The organism is Rubinisphaera margarita (genome assembly GCF_022267515.1).
Lineage (GTDB): Bacteria > Planctomycetota > Planctomycetia > Planctomycetales > Planctomycetaceae > Rubinisphaera > Rubinisphaera margarita.
Window position 1 is genome coordinate 337,501 of the sequence record NZ_JAKFGB010000022.1, and the last position, 26,077, is coordinate 363,577.

Annotated in this window: 17 protein-coding genes (1 of these 17 cut by a window edge); 12 read left to right on the plus strand and 5 right to left on the minus strand. The window is 57.7% G+C overall.

What is annotated here, in order from left to right; translation table 11 throughout:
* From L1A08_RS22595 to ftsY, 5 genes are all read left to right on the plus strand, one after another.
* Positions 1–2,670, plus strand: the 3' portion of a protein-coding gene (locus L1A08_RS22595) for a hypothetical protein (protein ID WP_238758861.1). The gene continues 843 nt to the left of window position 1, outside the view; 2,670 of the gene's 3,513 nt are visible here — the last part of the coding sequence; the start codon falls outside the window, past its left edge; it ends in the stop codon at positions 2,668–2,670.
* A gap of 138 nt (positions 2,671–2,808) precedes the next feature.
* Positions 2,809–3,777, plus strand: coding sequence for a DUF6807 domain-containing protein (locus L1A08_RS22600; RefSeq protein ID WP_238758862.1), 969 nt, complete (start codon positions 2,809–2,811; stop codon positions 3,775–3,777).
* A gap of 93 nt (positions 3,778–3,870) precedes the next feature.
* On the plus strand, positions 3,871–5,385 hold the full coding sequence (locus L1A08_RS22605) for a sulfatase family protein (RefSeq protein WP_238758864.1): 1,515 nt from the start codon (positions 3,871–3,873) through the stop codon (positions 5,383–5,385).
* Positions 5,386–5,503: 118 nt separating this feature from the next.
* The gene (locus L1A08_RS22610) at positions 5,504–6,406 is read left to right on the plus strand and encodes a hypothetical protein (protein ID WP_238758865.1); all 903 of its coding nucleotides are present in this window, start codon (positions 5,504–5,506) and stop codon (positions 6,404–6,406) included.
* Positions 6,407–6,549: 143 nt separating this feature from the next.
* Entirely contained in the window at positions 6,550–7,491 is a 942-nt protein-coding gene (ftsY, locus tag L1A08_RS22615) for a signal recognition particle-docking protein FtsY (protein ID WP_238758866.1), read from the plus strand.
* Between the two features lie 66 nt (positions 7,492–7,557).
* On the opposite strand, the gene L1A08_RS22620 is transcribed toward ftsY, so the two are convergent.
* Positions 7,558–7,899, minus strand: a complete 342-nt coding sequence (locus tag L1A08_RS22620) for a PilZ domain-containing protein (RefSeq protein WP_238758868.1) — start codon at positions 7,897–7,899, stop codon at positions 7,558–7,560.
* A gap of 483 nt (positions 7,900–8,382) precedes the next feature.
* Here L1A08_RS22620 and L1A08_RS22625 point away from each other — a divergent pair, with 483 nt between their 5' ends.
* Positions 8,383–9,477, plus strand: coding sequence for a DUF1559 domain-containing protein (locus tag L1A08_RS22625; RefSeq protein WP_238758869.1), 1,095 nt, complete (start codon positions 8,383–8,385; stop codon positions 9,475–9,477).
* 206 nt (positions 9,478–9,683) lie between these two features.
* Positions 9,684–10,703, plus strand: coding sequence for a PDZ domain-containing protein (locus L1A08_RS22630; protein WP_238758870.1), 1,020 nt, complete (start codon positions 9,684–9,686; stop codon positions 10,701–10,703).
* 14 nt (positions 10,704–10,717) lie between these two features.
* Here L1A08_RS22630 and L1A08_RS22635 read toward each other — a convergent pair whose 3' ends face one another.
* Together L1A08_RS22635 and L1A08_RS22640 are read right to left on the minus strand one after the other, a co-directional pair.
* Positions 10,718–12,649, minus strand: a complete 1,932-nt coding sequence (locus L1A08_RS22635; RefSeq protein WP_238758871.1) for a tetratricopeptide repeat protein — start codon at positions 12,647–12,649, stop codon at positions 10,718–10,720.
* Between the two features lie 111 nt (positions 12,650–12,760).
* The gene (locus tag L1A08_RS22640) at positions 12,761–14,035 is read right to left on the minus strand and encodes a DUF1559 family PulG-like putative transporter (protein WP_238758873.1); all 1,275 of its coding nucleotides are present in this window, start codon (positions 14,033–14,035) and stop codon (positions 12,761–12,763) included.
* Between the two features lie 954 nt (positions 14,036–14,989).
* Here L1A08_RS22640 and L1A08_RS22645 point away from each other — a divergent pair.
* Together L1A08_RS22645 and L1A08_RS22650 are read left to right on the plus strand one after the other, a co-directional pair.
* Entirely contained in the window at positions 14,990–15,982 is a 993-nt protein-coding gene (locus L1A08_RS22645) for a 3'(2'),5'-bisphosphate nucleotidase (RefSeq protein WP_238758874.1), read from the plus strand.
* A gap of 55 nt (positions 15,983–16,037) precedes the next feature.
* A complete protein-coding gene (locus L1A08_RS22650; protein ID WP_238758875.1) occupies positions 16,038–17,810 on the plus strand; it encodes an SLC13 family permease in 1,773 nt (590 codons plus the stop codon).
* A 10-nt stretch (positions 17,811–17,820) separates the two neighbouring features.
* Here the strand turns inward: L1A08_RS22650 and L1A08_RS22655 are convergent, their stop codons facing one another.
* Positions 17,821–20,964 (minus strand): sigma 54-interacting transcriptional regulator, encoded by a 3,144-nt coding sequence (locus tag L1A08_RS22655; protein ID WP_238758877.1) that lies wholly within the window; start codon positions 20,962–20,964, stop codon positions 17,821–17,823.
* Positions 20,965–21,550: 586 nt separating this feature from the next.
* Here L1A08_RS22655 and moaA point away from each other — a divergent pair.
* From moaA to L1A08_RS22670, 3 genes are all read left to right on the plus strand, one after another.
* Positions 21,551–22,549 (plus strand): GTP 3',8-cyclase MoaA, encoded by a 999-nt coding sequence (moaA, locus tag L1A08_RS22660; protein ID WP_238758878.1) that lies wholly within the window; start codon positions 21,551–21,553, stop codon positions 22,547–22,549.
* Between the two features lie 114 nt (positions 22,550–22,663).
* A complete protein-coding gene (locus L1A08_RS22665) occupies positions 22,664–23,743 on the plus strand; it encodes a mannose-1-phosphate guanylyltransferase (RefSeq protein WP_238758879.1) in 1,080 nt (359 codons plus the stop codon).
* Between the two features lie 113 nt (positions 23,744–23,856).
* Entirely contained in the window at positions 23,857–24,225 is a 369-nt protein-coding gene (locus L1A08_RS22670; RefSeq protein WP_238758880.1) for a hypothetical protein, read from the plus strand.
* Between the two features lie 109 nt (positions 24,226–24,334).
* Here the strand turns inward: L1A08_RS22670 and L1A08_RS22675 are convergent.
* Positions 24,335–26,077: FG-GAP-like repeat-containing protein (locus L1A08_RS22675; RefSeq protein WP_238758881.1), on the minus strand; the 1,743-nt coding region annotated here is incomplete at its 5' end.

Sequence of the window (26,077 nt, forward strand, 5' to 3'; positions counted from 1 at the left end):
TGCGTCATCCTCGCTCCACATCTGACTTCTCTGACCAAGAAGGAGGTTGGACTGCCGCACATCAGCGATGCCACGGAGCGACAGAAACGTGATGGCATGTGCTGGGAAAAAGAGGACGAGCCATACAACGATGGCACGCCGTTCAAGATTACTTGCCGCAACGAAGAAGGTGTGGTCGTTACTCTGATTGCCGACAACTACTTTGGTTACTGCAAGAAAGAAGTCAAAACCCAGGTCAGCTACGCTACCAACCTTTACGGCAACGGCGAGGAAGAGCACGCCGGCGGTGCCATTGCATTCCGCAGTTACAGTCTTGGCGAACAGTTCCAGGCCAACAGCGTCCAGTACAACGGGCAGAGATTTTCGGACGTCGTCGAGCGATATTCGGACTTCATCGATGTTCAGCCGGAAGGCTACGGCATCGACAAGATCTTTCCAAACCTGATCTACATTCCAGAAGATGCCTCGGCGACGCTTCGGGGTCAGAAGGTTCACTGGCAAGTCGATGGCAGGGAACACGAGATTCCGCTGCTGCCGAATAAAGTTTATATGGCGCCCAGCGGATATCAGGTCCGCATGGAAAAGCATCCGCAGGCTCCGAGCTGGCGGCTCATCGGGACTGTGGCCGAAGGAACGTTCTGCCATAAACCGTGTACGGTTTCCGGAGGCGGCAAGAGTGAAATCAGTAAATCGCTTGTCGACTATATGCACTACGGTCCGCTGTTTGTCTCGAATCTCGAAGACGATTTCCGACGGATCGAAGATATCATCAACAAACCGGACTTCGACAAGCGCTGGCGACCGGGAATTGGAGCGAAGCCCGATTATGCCGGCCGCAAGTCGCGACCAATCTTCGGCCCGCAGCGATCACTCGGCAGTGTGATCAAGCTGTTGACCCCTTCGGCTGACTACACCGACGACTACAACAACTGGCTCGCCGAGATTCCCGACTACCTGTTGTCGATGCTCTTCATCATCAAGCGATTTGAGGAAGGCAACTGGGCCGAAGACTGGAAGACCCAGTTCAACGTCGACATTATCAACGGTCAGCCGGGACACGAGCTGAAATTCCGCGATCGAATGCTGGTTGGGACCTACCTGCGGGTCGGCTTTCTGCCCCCGCGGACCTGGCGAACGTTCAAACTTCGACAGGATTTCTCGCCGGCGGCCAAGATTCAGACTGAGGACGACATTTCCGTCTCACTCGTGGTTCCGTCCCGGGAAGTCCAGCACCTTTCGGAAGCTGATTCGCACGACAGTGTAAAATTCCTCATCAACTGTGAATTCCGACTGTTCCAGCGTCCGGACGAAGCGATTCATCGCGGTTTCGACAAACAGGCCGAAGCGGATCTGGCGGGGTATTCAAACTTCATCTCCAACTTCCAGCCGCTGACACGGGACGATATCAAACGGATGGCCGATCATGTCGTTGATTTCGACGCGTTCAGCCAGCCCATGCAGGATCTGCTGAACTCGATGCTGCACGATGAAGATGCCGAATTCGTGGTCTGCTCGGCCAATCCGCGAAAAATTGGCGAAGCGGTCAGTAAGAACCCCCGATATCTCCAGGCTCGACCGGATATGACCGATCCGTTTCCCCGCTACGTGGCGGAACGCGGCATGCGGCTTTATCGGAAGATTCCCATCAGCGATTCGGTTCCGTTCCCGGTTCACAGTGTCTTGATGGGTCGCCGCAACAATCCCCCGGACAAAGCCGCCGGAATTCGTTCGCTGGCGGTCTACAATCCGATCCATTACCAGGAACTGCCCGAGCTGTTCATGGATCTGATCTGCTCGTTGACAGGAAAGAGCCCGTCGACGACCGGATTCGGCAGCGAAGGCGCGTTGACGAAGGGGCCGTTCAACATGCTTCGGTATGCGTCGGACCTGAACGCGGCTCTTGTCAGCTACCTGCTGACCGGTCTGAAAGTCTTCTCTTCGGCAGCTGGCCACATCGGTCCCGACGTCCAGGTCGATCACGATGTCAGTCTGCTTGTTCCCGAGGTCTGGTGTCGACTGGAACCACACGAGCGGGATCCGGATTATCTGTTGGCCGAAAACAGTCTCGAGAAAATGAAAGATGTCGAGTACAACGGCGAGATGATCCCCGTTTCCCGGCTCGGTTATCGAATTACACGACGATTCGTTCGTAATTACTTTGGCCGCATCTTCGATCATCCGATCAGCGTCTTCGACGAGAAGATTCTCAAGCCGGAAATTCAGGACGAGGAAGCCTTCTACGACGGCGTGAAATACATCTGCGAAGCTCATCGCCAGGTGGCTGAGCAGTATCTTGCGGACGGCACCTACGAACAGCTTTGTCCGCCACTGCAGTCGCTGGTCACGATCATGGCCAGGGGAGAAGATGCAAACGGCTTGAAGGTCAACGACGCCGAGTTCCGAAAGATGTTCACCCGCGAGTATCTGCTGAACAGCGACTGGTATACCGAGCGTCTTGAAGCTCGGCAGAAGGTCGAAGCCAGCCTGATGCAGCGCCATCTTGACTATCTGGAAGAGTGGGGCAAGACCGATGGAAGTGAGACCGTCGCTGCGCGACTGAATGTCGACGAACGGAAGAAGTGGGTCCAGCGGCGTCTCGCGGAAATTGAATCGCCCGATTATCTGAAGTCGCTCGTCGGCACGCTGGGAACACAGCCGCTGCCGGAATGATCGCCTGATCGTCCATCCATTGGAATCAGCTGATCGGTTCGTTACGCTGTTTGTGGCCCTTGTGGTCACGGCGACGTTGCGAGCTCCCGCCACGCCTTCTCTGAATCGACCTACCAATCTCTCACCTCGGGGGTACTGATGAAACTGAGCGAATCTTTCCGAACGGCTCTGGCTGGACTGCTGATTCTGACTGCGACGACAGCCCTTTCGGCTGCTGAAATCAAGGTTGTGCAGAAAGGAGAGAAGGTCGTCTTCAGCATTGATGGCGAACACTTCACGACGTTCAACTACGCCGATTCCCAGGCCAAGCCTTATTTTCATCCGATCTACGCCCCGGGGAAAACGCTCGTCGTTCGCGAACAGGTTTTCAACAAAGATGGCGAACAGGGCAACGATGCGAAAACCGGGATGGGGCACTTCCATCACAAGGGACTCTGGATCGCCATCGACACGGTCAACGAAGGATTGAACTACTGGCACGAAGGCAACCGGATCGAAAACGTCTCGGTCAAACTGCGGAAGCTGGATCCTAACAGCAACAAACGGGTTCACGGATCCGTCCTCGAGGTGGTGAACCACTGGCTCGATGCCGACGAAAAGCCGCTGATCAAGGAAACGTCGGTCTACACGATCACTCCCGACCGCATCATTGCCTGTGATCTCACACTGTCGGCTATCGATAAGTCGGTGACGTTCGGCGACACCAAAGAAGGGCTGTTCGCGATCCGCGTGGCTCACGCCTTGCGGGGTCTTTCCGGCGGAGAGATCGTTAACGCTGATGGTGCGAAAGGGGAAAAAGAAGCCTGGGGCAGAACATCCCCCTGGGTCGACTACTACGGTGAAGTCGACGGCAAAACGGTCGGTGTGAGCCTGTTCGACGATCCGAAGAACTTCCGTCCGTCGCGATATCACGTTCGTGCCTACGGACTGTTCGCCGTTAATCCCTTCGGCGAAAGTAAATACACCAACGGGGAGAACGAAGCGGCCCCAGTGACCCTGGAACCGGGCGACTCGCTCAATCTCCGCTATGGCCTTTACGTTCACGACGGTGACACCAAGGCCGCCGATGTTGCCGAGACGTATCAGAAATTCGTCAACATCCGCTGAGCCGGTGAAATGGGTCTGCTGCTGATCGGCGATCGTAGTCCGCGATGGCCGATCGGCTGACATCAGGTGCTGCTCGAACTTGAGGAGTTTCGCATGAGCTTTCTTTCGTGCCGAACGCTGCTGTGCGTTCTCGTCCTTTCGGCATTCACTTCGATTGCGGAGGCAGCAGAGCGGCCCAACATTCTGTGGATCATCGCCGAAGACATGGGGACCGACCTGGGCTGCTACGGCACCCCAGGAGTTCAGACTCCGGTCATCGATGATCTGGCCAGTCGCGGCATGCGGTTCGAGCGCGCCTACACAGTGACTCCGGTCTGCTCGACGAGTCGGTCTTCCTTCATGACCGGCATGTACGCGATGACGATCGACGCGCACAACCATCGATCGCACCGAAAGGGCGACAATCCGTTACCGGAAGGGGTGAAAGTTCTGACGGACTGGCTCCGCCCGGCCGGCTACTACACGGGCAATCTTCGCAAGCTGACCGACGACAAACAGGAGGCGAAGTTCTACAAGGGAACAGGCAAAACGGACTGGAACTTCAACTACGACGGCAAGCCGTTCGATACCAGTGACTGGGCGGACCTCATGAGCCACCAGCCGTTCTACGCCCAGATCAATTTCTCGGAGACTCACCGGGGTGGAGCCTGGAACACCTCGCACGAGCATATCGACAAGATGGCCGATCCTGAGACGATCGAGATTCCGCCCTACTATCCCGATCACTCTGTGGTCCGTGCGGTCTGGGCTCAGTATCTCAACACCGTGATGGCGGTCGACAAAAAAGTCGGTTTCATTCTCGATCTGCTGAAGCGGGACGGATTGGACAAGAACACGATTGTCGTCTTCCTTGCCGATCATGGTCGGGCAATGCCCCGGTCCAAACAGTGGCCCTACGAAAGTGGCCTCCACGTTCCGTTGATCATCTACTGGCCGGAGAACTCCAGCTTTCCGGAACCGAAAGGCTACACGCGGGGCGAATCGACGCGACAACTCGTCGCTTCCATCGACCTGAGTGCGACGACTCTCGATTGGGCAGGCGTCGAAAAGCCGGCCAACATGCAGGGCCGGATTCTCCTGGGCAAGAATGCCGAGCAGCCGCGGGATCTAATCTTTGGCGGACGCGATCGGGGCGATGAAAGCCTCTTTCATATCCGCACGGTCCGGAACGATCGCTTTCGCTACCTGAAGAACAAGAACCCCGAAACGCCGTTCCTCGAGTTCAATCACTACAAGGAAACGCAGTATCCAATCGTCGGCTTGCTGCACTATCTGCACGACCGCAATGAGCTGACTGGACCACCCGCTGTTCTGACGGCTCCCATCCGTCCGGCCGAAGAACTGTATGATCTCGAAAACGACCCCTGGGAGATCAACAATCTCGCCGATGATCCGGCTCATCAGGAGATCAAGCAGAAACTCGCCAGCCGACTGGCACAGTGGCAGGACGAGATCGACGACCGTGGGCGTTTCCCGGAATCGGACGAGGTGCTCGAACAGATCGCCGGGGAAAGAAAACGGGATCAGGAGAAACTCAAGAATCGACCGGCCGACTGGTTCCTCGATCATCCCGCGATCGGTCCGTATGAGGTTCACCTCGATCGCTAGAACAGTTGGCTCTCGATGAAGCCGATACCGCCCGTGTCCAGTGCCCTGTTTCACACGACAATACGATTCTGCGCCGGCCGCCCTGCCGCAGAGCAATCTGCTTGAGAAGGAAACCACGATGCCAGACTCCACTCGAGTGCCCGCTATGAACTCGTTGCTGCTGGCCACTCTGGTTCTCGGCATTTCGCACACACTGCTCGCAGCTGAGCCGCCGACGGATTCGTGCAATCGCCTGCTTCCAGCGGAGCACCGGATGACAGCCGAAGGAATCGGATACGGTCAGGGAGTTTTCCAGCACGGGGGGAAAGTCTATCTCTATGGGGATGGCGAAACCGGCGTCATTCGGGAGTTTGAATGGGACGTCGATTCCCCTCAGAAGCTGACGTATACGGGAGTCGAAATCCGGCTGACCCGGAATGGAGAAGATATCGCTCCCCATCCGACCGGACTCACGCATCATCCGAAGTACGGAACCTTTCTCGGAGATACCGTCAATCAGCGAGGAACAATCTTCGCGATCGATTGGGAACAAGCCAAACGGGACGGCAATCTGGACAACGCCATTCTGAACATGGTCAACGATGATCTGGCCAGCAACGGGACGCGGCCTGAGTTTGTCGAAGTCGGAGGACGCTGGCTCATCGCGACATCCGATTACGGCGACACCGATAACGAACTCCGATTGTACGATCCCGAGCGGCTCCAGGTCGTTTCCCGGGCCAGCGCCCCCGGCGTGCTGGTCAGCAGCGAATCCTGCGGAGCTTTTGTCCAAAGTATGGAATGGGTCGACGACTGGGATCAACTCGCGTTGATTCAGAATCAGATCGCGGGTCTACGCTACCGGCTCACTTTCACGACCTGGAACGAGGCGGGCGAACTCAGTTACAGTCAGCCTTGCGATCTGCAGCGGCCGGTCGATGAACTGGAAGGCTGGACGTATCTGGACGACGGCTGGTGTCTGTATCTCAGTTCTTCGCTGAAGAACAATGTCACCTTTGGCCGGATCCGCCTGCCCGAATAGCTTGTTCAGGCCCGAATTTTCGCTGCTGGCCCCCGGTGCAGCGTCCATCTATAATCCCGGCTGGACTTGGTAATCACCACCAGCGGAACGAATGAACGTCATTCGGACCGCACTGGTTTTCAGAGAGGAAGGTACGCTCCGCGATGGGCTTGTTTGATCGGCTGAAGCAGGGACTGCAGAAGACCTCGAAGGTTCTGAATACGGATGTCCGCGACCTGTTCCGGTCGGGGGAAATTCTCACCGAAGAGCATCTGTCGAAGTTCGAACGACGGCTGGTCGAATCGGATATGGGCGTGACGGCTTCGATGGCCATCGTCGAAGAGTTGCGAAAAAACCACAAAGGTCGAACCGTCGACGTCGATGCGATCTGGACCACCGTTCGCGAGAAGCTGCAGTCACTGCTTGAAGGAGAAGAAGGCGTCACCTGGGATCCAGACGATCCGCTCTCGCCGCTTAATCGAGCCGAGTCCGGCCCGACCGTGATCCTGGTCGCTGGCGTAAATGGTGTCGGGAAAACGACTTCGATCGCTAAGCTGGCGAATTTACTGCATAAAGCCGGAAACAAGGTCGTACTGGCGGCCGGAGATACGTTCCGCGCAGCCGCGGTTGAACAGCTGACAATGTGGAGCGAGCGGATTGGCTGCGAAATCGTGACTCGTCCCAGTGGAACCGATCCGGCCAGTGTCGCTTACACCGGCTGCGAACGTGCTCTCGAAACGGGAGCCGATTTTCTTGTAATCGACACAGCGGGCCGCCTGCAGACTCAAAAGAACCTGATGCAGGAACTCGAGAAAATTCGTCGCGTGATCGGCAACAAGATTCCGGGAGGGCCGCACGAAAGCCTGCTCGTTCTTGATGCCACAACCGGTCAGAACGGAATCGTTCAGGCGGAGCAGTTTACCGACGTCATCAGCTCGACGGGGCTTGTCCTGGCGAAGCTCGACGGGACGGCCAAAGGGGGCGTTGTCGTGGCCATTCGTCAGAAGATGGGCATCCCGGTCAAGTACATCGGCGTGGGCGAGCAAATCGACGATCTGCAGCTGTTCGAGCCCCAGACGTTTGCTGAGGCTCTGGTCGCCGAGTGATGAGGGTGCTGATTGGAAGCGTTAACGGATCCGTCCGCATAATGGACGGGTTCTCCGGTCGAACGATCAGATGAGTCGGTCGGTGAATCTCACGCCGAAATCCCAGAATCCTTCCTGCATGAACTCCTTACAGCGGACGACTTTTCCCTGAAACCAGGTGTCGTCTTTTCCAGGGATCGGAATTCCGACCATGATCTCGGTGGATTGAATTTCGCCGGGATAAATAAATCCGGCTCCACTGGCGCTAACATCGCGCATGTACACCGAAAAAGCTTCCGGCTGGCCGCCAGGGACAGGAATCCGGATATTGATGATCTTCCTGCAGCTGGCCCGCTTGTGATTGCGCACCTGCGTGTAATGGTCGATCAGCCGGGACTCACTGCGATCCAGGGTATCCAGAATCCGCATTGCAGTTTTTGTCTGCCGGTCCGAGTACTGGTCCACGCTTTGATAATTTGATGTAACCGCCATACGAAGCCCTAGCGTTGTGTCCGGGGATTAACTAGGCAATCATATGATGCCAAAGTGCGACATGCGGTCGAACTTAGGGGATTCGGACAGCAATTTCCCTCAAGCCAGACGGACGTTTCGATTCTCGGGATTCGCACAATCCTGCAGGCAAATACACAATAAACATCCGCCCATACTGACCAACCGATCTCTCCAATCCGCGAAAAACTCCGCCGGCAATCGCGGTTTGGGGTCGACATCAGGACTCGGTTATCTATTATCCCCTGTGAGTCCACCTATCCCTCACTGCTAATGCAGAGACTTCCTCGCAGGAAGCCTTTTCGGCGCGTGGTCCCCCTCGGGCAGCACCACTTTTCGCCGGACTCTCCCAACTACATTCTGGTTATTCTTCTCTTCTCGGGCCTCTGAAGGAGCTCTTTGATGACTCAGGGACTACGCCGTTCGCGGCACGCGTTTACATTAATTGAACTGCTGGTGGTGATCGCCATCATCGCCATTCTGGTCGCACTGTTGCTGCCTGCCGTGCAGCAGGCTCGCGAAGCTGCCCGCCGCAGCTCCTGCAAGAACAACTTGAAGCAGATGGGCCTGGCACTGCACAACTACCACGACACCTATCGGGTGCTGCCATACCGATCGGGAGGGACGAACTCCTGCACATCCGTTTCGACGTCTCTGGGCGGCAACCGTCGTAACGGGAACTGTCAACGACTCAGTGGCTTCTATCCCATCCTGCCGTTCATTGAACAGCCTGCTCTGTTCGATCTGATCTCTGCTGGCGACGCAAGCATTCCGATTTCGCCGGGTGGACCGGGTGGCTGGGAAAGCTGGCCGGCCTGGAACAACGTCGTCATCAGCACGTATCTCTGCCCGTCCGATCCGGGTTACAATGTGTCCGATGCGAAGTCCAACAGCTACGTCTTCTGCCTGGGCGACAACGCCAACAACCTGAACTCGACGAACGTCCGCGGTCTGTTCGGCCGAAACACGTCGACCCGCTTTCGCGACATTGTCGACGGACTGAGCAACACGGTCGCCCTGAGTGAGCACGTACGAGCCGAGTCGGGCGTGACAACGACTGGAAACCGGAACTGGGTTCGCCAGGGCATCGCGAACGGTGTCACTCCGCTGACCCCAGCAGCCTGTGATGCCACTGTCTCGAGTGGTCAGTTCAACGCCGGCGTGAGCGTGAAGGCCAAGCACGGAAACTCTCTCTGGGATGGTCAGGCCGAACGTTGTGGGTTTAACACGATCATGGCCCCGAACTCTCCGTCGTGCTCCAGCGGCACGAATCCGAACGCGGACAACGGGACTTCGATCCTGACTGCCTCAAGTGAACACACCGGCGGTGTCCAGGTTCTGCTTGCCGATGGTTCTGTCCGTTTCATCAGCGAGAACATCGACGCTGGTGATGCCAATGCCAGCCCCCCGGGTGGTGGTGCGAACAGTACCAGCCCGTACGGTGTCTGGGGATCGCTCGGCACCAAGCAGGGCGGCGAAGTTGTCGGTGAGTTCTAGGAAACTGACAGCCTGTCGAACTTAATAAAAGGGTGTGAATTCCTCAGGGATTCACACCCTTTTCTCGTGGAATACAACGCACAGCCATGGACTGCCTCGAGTTCCATTCGGGCCCGATCTCTTCCTCCGAGAGAAATATCATTCGATTTTCTGTCGACGTTTGCCCTAGAATAAAAACGTTTCCCATCTCGACGAGGAGGTTATCCATGTCTCAGCGGTTTGCTCTGACACTCATCGGTCTCAGCTTTGGTTTGATCGTTTCCGTTGCTCCCGCACGGGTCGAGGCGAAAGATCTCGACATCACCCTGACGCGGCACGGGGAATTATTGAAGCTGGCATTCCGCGAGGTCGTGGCCGATGCCGCCCACCTGGCGATCGAAGCCGAGATCAATGAAGCCGTCAAAGCCCCGGGAACGCTTGTTGATTCTCGTCGGGGGATCTGCGTCGTGAAAGCGAGTTCGCTCGGGGAATTCGCTTCCCGCAGTGACGCCTTTCGCTGCCGTCTGTCGGGAAACCGCTGGCAGCCGGCTCGCTTTCTGCATTACGAGAAGAGTCAGGACCTTGTCTATCTCCGCTGCGAGATGCCCGAAGACTGGAGCTCGCCCCCGATCGAGTATCTTCGAGATATGAAGCCCGGGCAATGGGTGGTCTCACTCCGCTATGCCGACGAGTTGCCGCTCGGTGTGGGCGTCCTCGGAGCCCTGCCCCGCAAAATTGCTTCGTCATCCGGATACGTCGGCCTGACGGTCGACCAGGCGGACGGCGGCCTGACGGTGAAGGAAGTGTTCGCCAACAGCGGCGCCTCGCGAGCCGGCTTGAAATCGGGCGACATTATTCTGGACGACGAGAACGAACCGGTCACGAAACGACGCCGTCTGTCGCAGGTTCTTGCGGAACTCGAACCGGGGGACTGGTTCCTGTTGAGCGCACTTCGGGATGGCGAACCGGTGACGTTCGATATTCGTGTCGGCACCTCTTGGAATATGCTGGTTGATCGTCAGGAAATGATGAATCGCTTTGGCAGTGATGTCAGCGCACGGCGATCCGGATTCCGCAGCGCACTGCAACACGACACACTGCTCCATCCGGATGAATGTGGAGGCCCGCTGGTCAGTCTCGATGGAAAACTGATCGGAGCGAACATCGCCCGAGCCGGTCGTACAGACACCCTCACGGTTCCGATTGAGGATATTCTCTCGACAATCGAAGAGATCTCTCTCGACTGACAAATGGCATTCGTTCAGCGTCCAGCTGAATTCTGCTCGATCGAGTCCTGAAGATCGCGGAAACGTTGATCGCCAGGACTGAGACGGAGCAGCTCTTCAACCAGCGGCCGTGCTTCCCGATACTGCCCTTCCCGCACGAGGTAGAACGCAAGATTGTATCGCGAGTCGATATGGTCGGGTCGACCCGCTGCCAGTTGCTCCAGCATTTGAATCGCGGTTGAGGTCTGCTCCCCGCGATACAGCATCGTCGAGGCATAGTTGGTGACGACCGCCGGGTCATTCGGCGCCAGTTGTCGAGCCCGGGCGTAATACGCCAGCGCCGTTTCAGAATCGGTCGGACTGTAGATGTTTCCCAGATTCAGCCAGGGATGCATCAGCTCTGAATCAAGTCGCGTGGCTCGCAGGTATTGCTCCTTCGCCTCCTCGATATTGCCCGTGCGGTGTAAAGCAAGCCCGTACATATTGGCGGCCTTGGCCGACGAGGGGCTCAGTGCGACCGCCTGCTCGCCGAACTTTACGGCGTCCTCCAACGCCTCGGCCGAGCCCTCCAGCAACAATCCTCGCGTGAGATTTGTATAGGCCCGCCCATTCCAGGGCGCATTCTCAACGGTATCTCGCCACAACAGGGTCGGATTCGCATAGAGCGTATTCCGCCGATAAGTGAGACCGGTCAGCACAACAACCACGACGGCCGTGACCAGGATACGAACGCCTGTCTTCGTTTGAACATCCCATTGCAGCCGACGAATCATCCTGTCGAAGCCGATGACACACAGCACGAGGATCGAAAGGATCGGCAAGTACATCCGATATTCAAAGTACGGATTCTCCAACGGGATGAAGCTGCTGCGCGGCCCCAGATTGATGAAGAACCAGACGCCCAGAAACCCCCAGGCGGGCGCCACGAACACGGCGATTACTGTTGCAAGAAACGCCAGGGAAAGGATCGCGGCTGACGACCAGAATACCCAGTCGGCTGGAGGTTGAACGTGTCCCATGTCAAAGCAGAGATCGTTCGGCCAGAAAACAAGCCGCACGTACGTGAGAATGATCCCCGGCTGAGTTTTGAAGTACTCCCACCGGCTCAGGCGGGCTCCCTTCTGGGAAAAGGCTTCCTGCGAGTTGGTTTCCTCGTTCGAGGAGTCAGCTTCAACCTCTCGCTCTTCACTCGATTCCCCCAGCGCTTCCGGAAGCACCGGTCGGATCTGCGCGAAACTGCTGTTTAGTGAGATCGTCGCCCAGAGAAGCGCGTAATACGGGACTCGCTTCAGAAAGGCGGCACGACTTCCGACCGGAAGAAAGACCAGGCTGTACCAGGTAATCAGTAGCGGAGCGACGACCATGGCTTCCTTGGCACGCATGCCCAGGGCGCAGCAGACAATGGAGAGCAGCAGCCAGCCGGGCCGGGTCAGCGAATTCGTCGAATGAAAGCCGCGAATCATGGCGGCGAGAGATGCCAGGTACATCAGCCCCATCAACGATTCACTTCTCTGCGAGAGATAAGTCACTGCCTGCGACTGCAGAGGATGGACCGCGAAGATGAGAGCTGTGGCCAGCGCGATGAAGAAATCGCCGCGGGAGATCTGTTCGGCGAAGGGTTCGGAAGCTTCCCTGTCGCCTCGCGACCGGTACAACGTCAGCGTCTGCCGGACGACATCGAACACCATCAGACTGGCCAGCAGATGAATCGTCAGGCTGCCGATGTGATAGCTGAACGCAGCCGATCCAAATAACGTTCTGTTTACAGCGAATGTGAACATCGTGAAGCCGCGGGTATTCAGCTGATCGGTGAAGACATTGACCGGTTTGAAGTACAGCGAGAGATCCCACCCGTTCAGCAGCGTTTCATAGTCATCCTGAATAAACGTGCCCGAGAATGAATTCAGGTACGCCAGCACCGTCCAGAAGGCGATGAGACAAACAGCGAGAACAATGGGGCGATGCATTGATGCGGGCAAAGTCAGAGAGACGAACTGGCCCCTGTAAAATACAAAAGCCCGGGGAAGTTCGAAACTCCCCCGGGCCGGATTCTCAATCAGCAGGTCAGCTCAAGAGGCTTACTCGAAGTTGCCTTTGACCAGCTGAGTCTGGAACAGCGAACCACCGTTGTAGCACTCGAAGTGAGGCAGTTCGATCTGGTTGCTGGTGTAACCATCAGCAGATTCCGAACCACCGTTCATGCCGAAGCCGGGGTTGAAGAAGTTGTCGCCGTCGAGGTCTTTGAAGTTCTTGACCGAGCCGTCAGCCATCAGCAGGTTAACCTGACCGCTGTGGATGGCGTACCAGTCGCGAGTGTCCTGCATCCACAGGGTGCCGTCGTCGCCACCGAAAGCGGTGTTCCAGTCGGCCGGAGTCGTTGCGGAATCGACAACCACAGAGTTGACCGTCGTGGAGAAGTCGTTCGGAGAAGGCAGGCGATCGTTGAGCAGCGTCGAAGCGACACCGTCGGTCGGAGCCCACTGAATCGAAGAGCTCGGAGTGTCGAGCAGTTCGATATTCGGACCAGCTTCAACAAAGGCCGGACCATCGTTGGCTGCTTCAGCCATACGATCGCCAGCGGAAGCGAAGTTACCGAGCGTGACAGCCAGAGTGGCTTCGCCGATGTCACCAGGACCACCGTCGCCGAGGAGAGGAATCGCGGAGGTCGGAGCGTCAGCCTGATCCAGTTTGCTGATGGTGATCGGGCCGAGTGATCCCAGCAGACCCTTACAGGCAGCGTCTCCAGTAGAACCGGAGATCGTACCGTCCTGAGCGGTGATTGCATCGGTGCGGGACAGGAACCACGAAGCGGCGTAGTTGGTGACGTAACCCTTTTCGATGAAGTTGGTCACGACGTAGTTACCACGGAGCGTGGTGTTAGCAGCTCCAGAGATGGCAGCATCGTCGAAGTCGCCGCAGGCACCTTCGGTCAGGCGGAAGGAGAGAGCGTGACCGCTGGTCGGGATCTTGGTGTTGGAACCGGTCGTGTCACCACCGAGGAGTTCGTTGAACTTCTCGTTGACGATGAACGGGCTCGAGGGGCAGTTCAGTTCCAGACCGGAACCGGCACCCTGGTTGACCATGTCGGCGACGAAGCCGAAGGTGTCCGGGCAACCATCGCGGAGGTAGTCGAACTGTCCGGTGCAGAGACGACCCTTAGGATCGGAATCTGCGAAGACGAACATCGAGATGCCGTACTGACGCAGGTTGTTCTTACACTGGGTGTTACGAGCGGCTTCGCGAGCACGCTGGACGGCTGGCAGCAGCAGGGCAGCCAGGATGGCGATGATGGCGATAACCACCAGGAGTTCGATCAGGGTAAAACCTGCTCGCTTCAGGGAACGAGTCTTCATAAGTGCGTTTCTCCAAAAATCAGAGAACAACAATGAAACATCACCGCAAACATTGCGATGACCAACAAAAAGGGGGGACACATGAAAGCAGGTCAAACCCGCGGGTTCCTGCTCTCCGTCGTCCAGGGTTTCGCCGAGGAAAACATTTCCGGCGAAGATTTCCAACGATCTCTCAGATCTGCCGTATACTTGGTTGGCAAGCTCGTTGGATCGTCATTTTCTCGGGCATCTCGCAGCCCTCAGCATCCGTGCAAATCTATCAAACAAAGGAGACATGGTTTCTCGAGGAACTCAGGAAGGCGGTGGTCTTTAGTTAGTGTCTGAAGCCCGGTTCGATCTGCGAACAAACCGTCGGACTCACTGGGCAACCGCCATAGCTCAAAGTGCTCTTGAAGAATGTCTCCGTTATCCGCGCCCTCTGAAAACACTCTGCCAGAAACTTCCTGACAGGCTCGATCGTTTCCTTGAGGGCAGAACCAGTTGCCGGCCTTGTGTGGTGAAACGGTATCCGGCGTTTGTGTGTGGTTTGTGAAGGCCGAGACAATAAACCAAAAATCGTCTGGTGGGGCCTGGCGTCGTCCAGAACCAGGTTGACAACTCTGTCGGGCTTCACGGAACCGGGCTGGATTCGGCATTAATGAGAATCCGCTCCCGGACCGCAGACTTCCTTCCCGTGTCCCTTCCGAAGCTCAGTCAATCACCCTTGTGGTGATGTGTCCCGACGAGCGACATCCTAGGCTCCAATGGGAACGACGCATCAACACGATGTTAAAATCCAGTGAAGCCCGGGTTTTGCGCCAACACAATCGCTCAACGGTCTTTTCCCGGCCTCCATCCCGACTCTCCTCCAGAGAGAACCAAGCAAGACAATACCGTTCGATCCCGCTATACTCCGGGCTGTTTTCCCCTACATGGAAAAGAGTTACGGTTCTGGAAGCAGGAGAAGGATGGAGCATGGCTGAAGATTTCTCGCGCGAGCTGGACGTCGCGCTTCAGGCAGTCGCCGAGGCGGCCAAATTGTGTCGCTCGGTCAATTCGCGGATTGCTCCCGATGTGCTGGAGAAGAAGGACAAGAGTCCGGTCACGATTGCCGATTTCGGCTCCCAGGCACTGGTCGCCCGCGTCCTGGAAACGCATTTCCCGGATGACGCCATCATCGGAGAAGAAGACGCCGCCGAACTTCGGCAGCCCGAACAGGCCGGCTTCCTTAAGGCGATTCACGATGAGATGATCCGTCTGGACCTCAATCCTTCCGACGAGGCCATCTTCAACTGGGTCGATCGCTGCTCTCAGAAAGAACACTGCGACCGCTTTTGGACACTCGATCCGATCGATGGAACCAAGGGCTTTCTGCGTCGCGAGCAGTACGCCATTTCTCTCGCATTGATCGTCGATGGCGTTGTGACTGTAGCCGCCGTGGGCTGCCCGAACCTGGGCGCCGATGTGGACACGCCCCCGGAAGGAGGCGGACTCGTTTTCGCTGCTGTTCGCGGCCAGGGCGCGACTGTTCGTTCGCTGGTTTCCCTGCTCAATCCCGAGCCGGTTCGCGTCAGTTCCCGCACCAAAATGTCGGAAAAGCGGTTCTGCGAATCTGTCGAATCGGGACACAGCTCGCACAACGATTCGGCTGAAGTCGCCAGTCGGCTGGGCATCAAAGCCGATCCTGTCCGACTCGACAGCCAGGCCAAGTACTGTGTCGTTGCCCGGGGGGAAGCTGATATCTACCTCCGTTTACCGACTCGTCCTGGTTACCAGGAAAAGATCTGGGACCACGCCGGTGGAGTACTCGTCGTCGAGGAAGCGGGCGGAACGATTACGGACGTGACAGGCAAGCCGCTGGAGTTCACGCATGGCTCGACTCTGAAAGAGAATCGAGGCGTGGTTGTCAGCAACGGTTCCGGGCACGACGAAATCATTGCCGCACTGGCCGCAGTGGGTGTGTCGTAAGTGCCACTGACATTCGCACACATCTCTCTTCTGACGAACTGAAGGGCCGTTCCGGATGACCTGGGAAATCGTCTTTACGCTGACGATCGTGCTCGGATCGATCATTGCGATGATCCGATCTCGGATTGGTCCGGACCTGATCCTCATCGGTGCACTCTCGTTCCTGTTGCTTTCCGGCGTCGTCGATGTCGATCGTGGCCTGAAGGGGTTCTCGAATCCCGGATTGATCACCGTCGCCATTCTGTTCGTGGTCGCTGAAGGTCTCCATCAGACGGGGGCCATCAATCAGGTCGTCCAGAGCATGCTCGGGCATCCGAAATCGGCGACGACCGGTCTGGTTCGACTGATCTTCCCCGCTGCCCTGCTCTCCGCGTTCATCAACAACACGCCGGTCGTGGCGATGCTGATGCCGGTCGTGAACGACTGGGCCAAGAAATGCGGCTATTCCGTCTCCAAGTTTCTACTCCCGTTGAGTTTCGCCACCATCCTCGGCGGCACCTGCACAATCTTCGGAACCAGCACGACGCTGATTCTGAACGGCTGGTTTGCAGAAGCGGGATACGATCCTATCGGACTGTTCGAAATCACCTGGATCGGCCTGCCGCTGACTGTAATCGGCCTGGCGTTTCTGCTGCTGACAAGCGGCTGGTTGCTTCCGGACCGCGTTTCCGCGGAAACACAGTTCGATGACCCCCGGGAATACACGATCGAGATGATTGTCGAACCGGGCAGCCCGCTCGTCGGGAAATCGATTGGAGCAGCCGGCCTGAGATCCTTACCCGGGCTCTACCTGATGGAAATCGCCCGCGATGACGAATTGATTCCGGCTGTCTCTCCCGAACGTCGCATCGAGGAAGGCGACCGCCTGATCTTCGTCGGGGTCGTGGAGTCGATTAAGGATTTGCAGAAAATCGCGGGACTGAAACCGGCCACGAATCAGGTCTTCAAACTCGACAGTCCCCGCTCACAACGCTGCCTGATCGAAGCGGTCGTTTCCAACACCTGCCCGGTCGTCAACCAGACGATCCGCGATATGCATTTTCGCACGCTCTATAACGCGGTCGTGATTGCCGTCTCGCGAAACGGCCATCGCATCCGGGGAAAGATCGGAGACATTGTCCTTCTCCCGGGTGATACGTTACTTCTGGAAGCGCACCCCTCGTTTGCCGATACGCATCGCAACAGCCGCGATTTCTTCCTGGTCAGCCGCGTGGAAGACTCCTCGCCGCTGCGCCATGAACAGGCGTGGATGGCTCAGGTCATTCTCGGCATCATGATCATCACGGCGACGATCCTCGAGTTCGGAATGCTGAAAGCATCCCTGTTCGCCGCGGTGCTGATGGTCTTGACCCGCTGCGTCCGTCCGCCGGAAGCCCGCCAGTGTATCGACTGGTCTATTCTCGTCACGATTGGAGCGGGGATCGGACTGGGAGAAGCGATGGACCAGTCGGGAGCCGCATCACTTCTCGCGAGTAGTGTGATTACCAGCGCCGGCAGTTCACCGCTGATCGTGCTTGCGGTCGTGTATGGCATCACGATGGTGATGACAAACCTGATTACCGCTAAGGCGGCTGGAATGCTGATCTTCCCCATCGCCCTGGAAGCAGCCTCGAATCTTGGGGTCAGCCCGACTCCGTTTGCCATCGCAGTGATGATTTCCGCCGCGGCCTGCTTTGCGACCCCACATGGATTTCAGACGAACCTGATGGTCTACGGCCCCGGCGGTTATCGGGCCAGTGATTTCGCCCGCATGGGCGGCCCACTCAGCCTGATCATCTGGGTGGCGAGCATCGCCCTGATCCCGCTCATCTGGCCGTTCCAGGGCTGAACCCGTCATCTCAGATCCCGTACTTTTTCAGCTTGCTGTAAAACGTACTTCGCGGCATGCCGAGCAGCCGGGCCGCCTGGGCTTTGTTGCCATCTGCCGAGGCCAGAGCCGACTTCAGCTGCCGGATCTCACTGTCTTCGCCTGTGGAACCGGCCGGAATGACCAGCGGCTTCGTGGGGACGACAATCGGCTTGCTCGCCTTTGACCGAGGTTTGCTTTCGGCTGCTTCGTAGATGCTGAGCTGTTCCTCATCGTTGACCGCCTCGCGGACCTCCTCCGGAAGATTCTCCAGCAGCAGGCAATCGGTCTCCGCGAGCACAACGGCTCGATGAATGGCGTTGTGAAGCTCCCGCACATTGCCCGGCCAGTCGTAATTCAGCAGCGCCCGATACGCGAGATCATCGATGTCGCGCATCGACTTCCGGGACTTCTCCGCAGCTTCTTTCAGGAATTCGAGACTCAACTCCAGAATGTCTTCCTTGCGATCACGCAGCGGAGGCAGTGTGAGCGTGATCACATTCAGGCGGTAGTACAAATCCTGCCGAAACAATCCCGTACGAATCCGTTCTTCCAGATTCTGATGCGTCGCGGCAATCAACCGAACATCTACGGAAATGGAGTCGCGACTTCCGACCGGCTCGAACTTACGTTCCTGCAGGACTCGCAACAGCTTGACCTGCACGTCGGGCGGCAGATCCCCAATCTCATCCAGGAACAGGGTTCCCTTGTCGGCCATCTGAAAGCGCCCCGCGGAATCGCGATACGCTCCTGTGAAGGCTCCTTTCACGTGCCCGAACAGCTCACTCTCCAGCAGTGAGGGCGACAAAGCCGCACAGTTCACGCTTACAACCGAATTCTCCTTGCGGTTGCTGTTGGCGTGAATCGCCTGAGCGAGCAGTTCTTTTCCGGAGCCACTTTCCCCACGAATGAGAACGGTCGTCTCGCTCGGAGCGACCTTGCGAACGGAATCCAGGACACTGAGGATCGCCGGACTGTTGCCACGAATCTTGCCCCGATCAAACGACGATGCGGGCATAGTCGACTCTTCATCAGCCGGAGCCACCGGCTGCGTTTGTGAATTCAGTTGCTGCCTGAGAATCGCCAGCTGACGTTCCTGCGTCTCAATCTTCTTCACCTTCTCCTGCAACATCCCATCCAGGCGGGACACGTTCTGCTGAACGCGAACACACTGCAGCGCCACGGCGGTCATCTGCCCAATCGCTGTAACGAACGTCGTATCTTCAGCGGTGTACGGCGTGCTTGACGCCTTGGCACCGAGGATCACGAGTCCCGAGAGCCGGCCGTCGACTTCGAAACCGTGAATCAGCTGAGAGTTCAGATCGCGATGCAACTTCTGCAGGGACGGCATTTGAGATCGTCCCGCCGAACCGATTCGCTGACACGATCCTTCCTGCTCCAACTGGCGATCGGACTGCTCATCGAGTGAAATGCGAGACGGTAACTGTTGACCGTTCACGGCTGCGACCAGCTCAAACTGTGCCGAGCGCGCATCGCGGAGATACAAGGCGCTGAACCGCACCTGCAACACCTCACGGCAGGACCGCAGCATATGCTCGGCCAAAGCTCGCACATCGGCCACGCGGGCGACAACCGTATTCATCTGATGCATCGCCCGGTCGAGCCGATACTTCTCGCGGAAGAAACGGCGGTCGAGTGCCTCCTGGACACGGTCGCGCATCCAGCCGGCGGCGAGGATTCCGAGAGTCAGGATAATCGCCAGCGGAATGATCTGTTCCGGAACGCTCATCCCGCGATACACCGTCAACAGACTTCCCACAGCGATCATCAGGCTGTAAGCCACCGTCAACAACTGCGTCAGAGCCAGATACAGCACGCGGCGACTGATGATCTGATCGATGAGCATCAGACGATACCGCACGATTCCGATTGCATAAGCCGTCAGAAACAACAGACTCACGATGACCATCGGAATTCGACCGCGACCGAGTGCCATCCCGACCCGGTCTTCAAACGCCAGGTAAACCGTGTACAGGACCAGTGGCAGCGCCAGGCAGGCGGCTCCCAGGATCCATTGCAGCTGTTTCTGTTCCGCCGGCTGCTGACAGGACCGGTAACGTCGGAACACGACCGCCACACTGGCGGCGAAGTAAACCAGAGCAACCATGATGTAAACGTCGACCACCCAACGGAGCCACACCAGCAGGGTCTGGGTCACCGCGACCGATGCCTGCGCGTCCTGGACGAAATAGGCCCGCACGAGGAAGAACGTCATGACGAGCAGCATCAGACCCGGTGCCGCATACATCGCCACCCGACTCCCGATGGGATGTCGCTGGATGTAGTCGCTTCTTGTCGGGTAGTTGAGAAAGAACGCCAGCGTTACCACCGGCAAAAGCACCGCGGCATACACAAACGGAAAGGTCAGCCCCGGACTCGAGGCGATCAGCCACCAGTGATACCCGCCCACGAACGCCGGAAGTGTCAGCAGGGACAGCAGAAAGAACATCCGACCGGCCGGATCGCTGGGCCGATTACAGAACGATAGCGCGGCCAGAGCGAAAATAGCGAACTCCAGCAGACACCAGATGATCGAGAGAACTACCTCGAGCGCCGGGAGCGGCCGCAGCATCAGCCAACCCTCTTCGGTTTTGCCCGTGTCTTTGTCGACAAAACGGATGCGGACGTACTTCGCCTGAAACGCTTTCTTCTCCGCAACGGTCTCGGGACGTTCCGCCCCGCCTTCGGCCCTCGGGGAAACATAGAGAATGACCGGCGGCAGCGAGGCGTAGCGATCGATATCGACCGGGTTGGCCCCTTCGACGCGTCCGTCGTACCCGGGATCTGAACTCAGGGCATGACGCAGACTCGCCATCGCCTGCGAGAATGAAGCAAAAGAGTGTACTGGACGATCATTGATCTCGACGACATGGTCTCCGACTTCAGGGGCAACGCCAAATCCATGCGGCAACCCTCCGAGCTGCTCCGAGGGAACCGACTCGACCTGCCGGATCGGAACGCCCGGCTCTCCGGAATACTCGCTCGTCAACAGGCAACGAATTCCAATGTCCCCGCTGGTGGCGACATAGAACAGAGCCGCTGAGCAGTAAACCGCCAGCAGCACCAGAGTCGTCCCGGCAACAAATCGGTAGTAAATCGGATCTCGTGTCTTCATGCTGCCAGCGTTCCTGAACGAGTCGGCGGCCAAAATTCATCTCTATCATGCGCCGATCTCGGCGCCGAAACAAGACGCCACCTTACATTCTGCCCCAGAACTTCGGCGCCGACACACGGAATTCGGCGCCGAAAGCGCGCTAGACACGATTGCAACCAGCCCCACCCACAAAAACAACGATCACCACAACAGACTACGAACACATGCCTTACGAACATCATCAATCTTTAAACCTCGCTCGCCACCCAGACAGTGGCGCGTCTGGCACGGCGATTGCAAATCACTTCTTCTGCATGTCCTTTCCTGGAATCATGTGAAAACCAGCCAAACCCTCGAACGAGCCGCGACTCTGTAGCAATTGGTCCCCTGAAAGCAGCCTGACCCACTCTGCGAATCAGTTTTTCTGCTACAGCGCGAAAATGGAGTTGCTCGTCGAGGGTTTTCTTATGCGCCGACCGAACCGCTCTGGGGCCGGCTGCCCCTCATTTTCAGGACGCACGTGGCAGCGGACCTCGTTCCTTCGTAGAATGATCTCAGCTCATCTTCGCGCCGCCTTCTCTCTGTGACTCACTGCGGACCAGCAGTTATGACTCTTCACGTCCTTCAGGACACCTTCGGACGGGTTCACGACAACCTCCGCGTCAGCGTGACGGATCGCTGCAACCTCCGCTGCTTCTACTGCATGCCGGCGGAGAATGTGCAGTATCTGCCTCGGCCGGAAGTTCTCACCTTTGAAGAGATCACCCGGTTCGTACGGGTGATGATCGGCCACTGCGGGATCCGTAAGATTCGTCTCACTGGAGGCGAGCCTCTCGTTCGACAGAATCTGGAACGCCTTATCGAACAGCTCGCGACGATTCCAGGGCTGAACGATCTGGCGCTGACCACAAACGGCATCCTACTCCCTCAGCAAGCGGCTGCTCTCTACGCAGCCGGGCTCCGACGGCTCAATATCAGTATCGATACGCTCGATCGGGACCGGTTCCAGCAGATGACGCGTCGGGATTCGCTGGAGCAGGTGCTCGCGGGAATCGAAGCGGCCCGGGAAACGGGATTCCACGTGAAGCTCAACGCCGTGGCCATTCGCGGACTGACCGAAGAGGATCTCGTTCCGCTGGCGATGCTGTCCCGCGAATCCGGTCTCGAAGTTCGCTTCATCGAGTACATGCCGCTCGATGCCGAACGAAGTTGGGAACGGGACAAGGTTCTTCGGACCGAAACCATGCTGGAACGTCTTGAGCAGGAGATCGCTCCGCTGGTTCCGCTCGGCGATCACGCCCCTTCGAACCCGGCGGTTGCCTACGGTTTTGAAGACGGACGCGGACGGATCGGATTCATCTCCTCGATCAGCCGCCCCTTCTGTGCCCACTGCAACCGGTTTCGTCTGACGGCGGACGGCAAGATTCGCAACTGCCTCTTCAGCACGGAAGAGACCGATCTTCGATCATTATTGCGGAGCGACGCCAGCGACGACGATCTCGTCCTTGCGGTGCAGCAGAGTATTTCCGCCAAGAAAGAAGGTCACGAGATCAATACGGCTCGCTTTCTGCAGCCTGACCGGGCGATGCATTCGATCGGTGGTTGAGCAAAGCCTCCCTCCGATGAAATTGCTCTCGGCCCCCTGCCGGTGTACATGCTAGTGTTTACTGAGCCCGGTGGAGTCGCCGGTCGATAGCCGATCCTCAGTGGAATAACCGTTATGTTGCATGCAGTCATTATGGCGGGCGGAAGCGGAACCCGTTTCTGGCCGCTAAGTCGCACCTCCCTGCCGAAGCAGCTGCTGAATCTGGCGGGAGAACGCACGATGATCCAGCAGGCCGTCGATCGATGCCAGGGGCTCGTTCCCCAAGACTCCGTATGGATCGTAACCAATCAGCTTCAGGCCGAAGCAACGGCCGAACAACTGCCCGAAGTCGAACCATCTCACGTGCTCCGCGAGCCAGCCGCCCGCAACACGGCTCCCTGTATTGGCCTGGCAGCCATTCACCTGCTCGCTCAGGATCCCGATGCGATCATGCTGCTCATGCCGGCTGATCACGTTATTCAACCCGTGTCCGGATTTCATGAAGCCGTCCGCACCGCTGTCAGCCTGGTGAAGAGTGATCCAGAGCGTCTCGCCCTGTTTGGCATCGTCCCCGATTTCCCTTCGACAGGATTCGGCTACATCGAGCGCGGCAAACGGCTGTCTGTGGAAGCGAAGACGTCGGTCTTTGAAGTCCGCAGCTTTCGCGAGAAGCCGAACTTTGATACGGCTTCGGAATATCTCCAGCAGGGGACATTCTTCTGGAACTGCGGCATCTTTGTCTGGAAAGCCCAGACGATTCTCGACCTCATCCGACAACTGCAGCCGGCAATCGCTGATTCACTCGATGAAATTCGCCAGAGTCTCGGCACTCCGGACTATCCCGAAGTCCTGGCCCGCTGTTTTCCGGAAAGCCCGGCCATTTCCATCGATTATGCGATCCTCGAAAAGTACCGCAAAATCGCCGTCGTCGAAGCCCTGTTTCAATGGGACGACGTCGGCAGCTGGCAGGCGTTACATCGATTGCTTGGCAAAGACAGCGACGGCAACACCGTTGTCGGCCGCCACCTCGGGCTCGACACCCGCGACTGCGTCATCCGCAGTTCTGGCGATCATCTCATCACCACGCTCGGCGTCAATAATTGCATCGTCGTCCACACGCCTGATGCCACCTTCGTCGCCGATAAACGCGACGAGAACGCGGTCAAGCAACTTATCGACCAGCTGAAAGCCCAGGGGCTTGAAGAGTATCTGTAGTGGACTTGCCTCAGCCATGACCATTAGCCGGGGCTGGTGAGCCTATTGACAGGGAACGAAACCGGGGGACGATACAGTGTCCCGTCTCTCTGGCTCTTTGAGAGGAAATTCTCATGTCGGCGAATGTCACCCGATGGCTCGCTTACGCATTCCTGCTGGCCGTATCAACTGCCGCGACTCCGGCGGAAGCCGAACCGAAGAACCCTCTCGACGACGAAGTCCAGCTCCTGTTTCTCGGTACGCCGCTGGATGAAGCCGTGGGCATCCTCGATAAACATCCGCGTTACAGCGTCGCTCTCGATCTCGAAAGTCTGAAAGCCGCGGGGGTCGAACCGCGAACGCCAATCGACTGCAAGATCGAAGGCGTCAAACTTCGCGATGCGTTGACTGAGATGCTCAAAAACGTGGGGCTCAAATTCAAATGGGTCGCTGAATCAAAAACGATCGTCATCTTCGCCGAAGTGACAAATCAGGACGATTGACTGTCCGGCTCAGCGTTTCGATTACAGCAGGCCTCAACGACAGCACGCCGCCCCAATCAAAGGGCGGCGTGCTGTTTTTCATTCGCCGGGGATCGACTCAGCTTGCGGATTAAACCCCGTTGAGCAGATCGAGGAACTCGGCGTCGCCGAACGACTCGAAGTCGGGAGACGGTGCGATCGGAGCCGGACCGAAGCTGCCGAACTTCACGTGCTGCCAGTTGGCTGTCGAAGACCACTGTTCGATCTCACGGGTCGCGAAGCTCGAACCGCTCGATTCCACGGCATGCCATCGGCTGCCGGCATCACGCAGGAAGATATCGGCCCGACCGTCGCCATTGGTGTCGCCGATGCCGATGTTCTGAGCGTTCCCGGTATAGGTCGAGGTTCCCCACGAAGCGTATCCGAACCGGACGTTTGCCGGATCGGCCAGCCCGACCATCCAGTCCTGCTGGTTGATCAGCAGAGCAAAGTCGTCGTTGTCATCGTTGTCGAAGTCTCCGACAACCACTGCGTCGAGTGTTCCGATGACGGTGGCGCGCCGCCAGACACTGGAGTCAAACTCACTGCCCTGAGACAGTCCCACGACGATCGACCGCTGCGTCGCAACGGCTGGGATCGTGAAGACACCCAGAATGTCGTCGGAGCCGTCTCCGTTAAAATCGCCAACCTGAATGTCGGTGATCGTTCGCGTCGCGTCCCATCGTTCCCAGGCAGTTCCATACAGGAAGCGGGTGCCGGCGGCATCCGATTTGGCCACCCACCAGACGCCTGTGGAATTCATGATCGCCAGATCGTCGCCGTTCACGCCGTCGAAGTTCCCGACGAGCACGGTCTGGACATCGCCGTAGCTGGCATAGGTGCCATATTCATCGGAGATGAACGACGTGCCGGTCGACTCGTAAACCCACAGTCGGGCAGCGCCCGCGGACTCGTAGACGCCCACGAGGTCGGTCAGCCCATCTGCGTTGAAGTCGCCGACCTGCAGGGTCTTCACGCCGCTCATTCGCAGAGTGGTCCAGAGTGTGAACGCGAAGTTACCGAGGTTGTCGGACGTCCCGACATAGACCTCGCCGTTGGTCATCTGGAAGGCGATGTCTTCGCGGCCGTCGCCGTTAAAATCTCCCTGGAAGGAGTTCGCGATGTGGCCATCCGGGAACGGCGTTTCCGAAGCCAGAGCCGTGTCGTAATTGCCGTTACCATCCCGGCTCGTGAGCCACAGGTTCTCATTCACAAAGCCGGTGATACTTGTCGGCAGAGCCGGCAGCGGATTCGCATTCGGATCCTTCACATCAATCGAAATGTCAATCGTTGCTTCGGCTCCAGCACCGAGCCCCGGATCATCCAGCTGAACCGAGACATCGAGCACGGGGTTGGTCCCCGCGTCGAGACTGGCTCCGGAAATCAGATAGATCCGGTTGCCGATGATTTCGAACAGGCCAGCATCGGCTCCGACGAGTGTCACATTGTTGTTATGCGGGCCGGCATCAACATCCGAGACGACGAACTCTTCGACGAAGACGCGGCTGGTCGTGTCGACATTCTGAGAGATCGTCGCGGTAACGTTCGTGACCTGAATCGTCGGCAACTCGTTCACGTCGGTGATGGCAATGGTCAGGGGAGTCGTGTCGTCGGGCGTACCACCAACCGTGTTGTCATCAACACGCACCGTCACATCCAGAGCCGGATTCGTTTCGAAGTCGAGCGATGCTCCGGCGATCAGGAACAGTTCGGTTCCGTCGATCTCGAAGAGACCTGAATCTGCGCCCGTCAGACTCAAGGTGTTCGTACCCATTGCGTCATCGGTGACGACAATATCCGCGACTTTCGTGCGAGCCGTCGTGTTGGCGTCTTC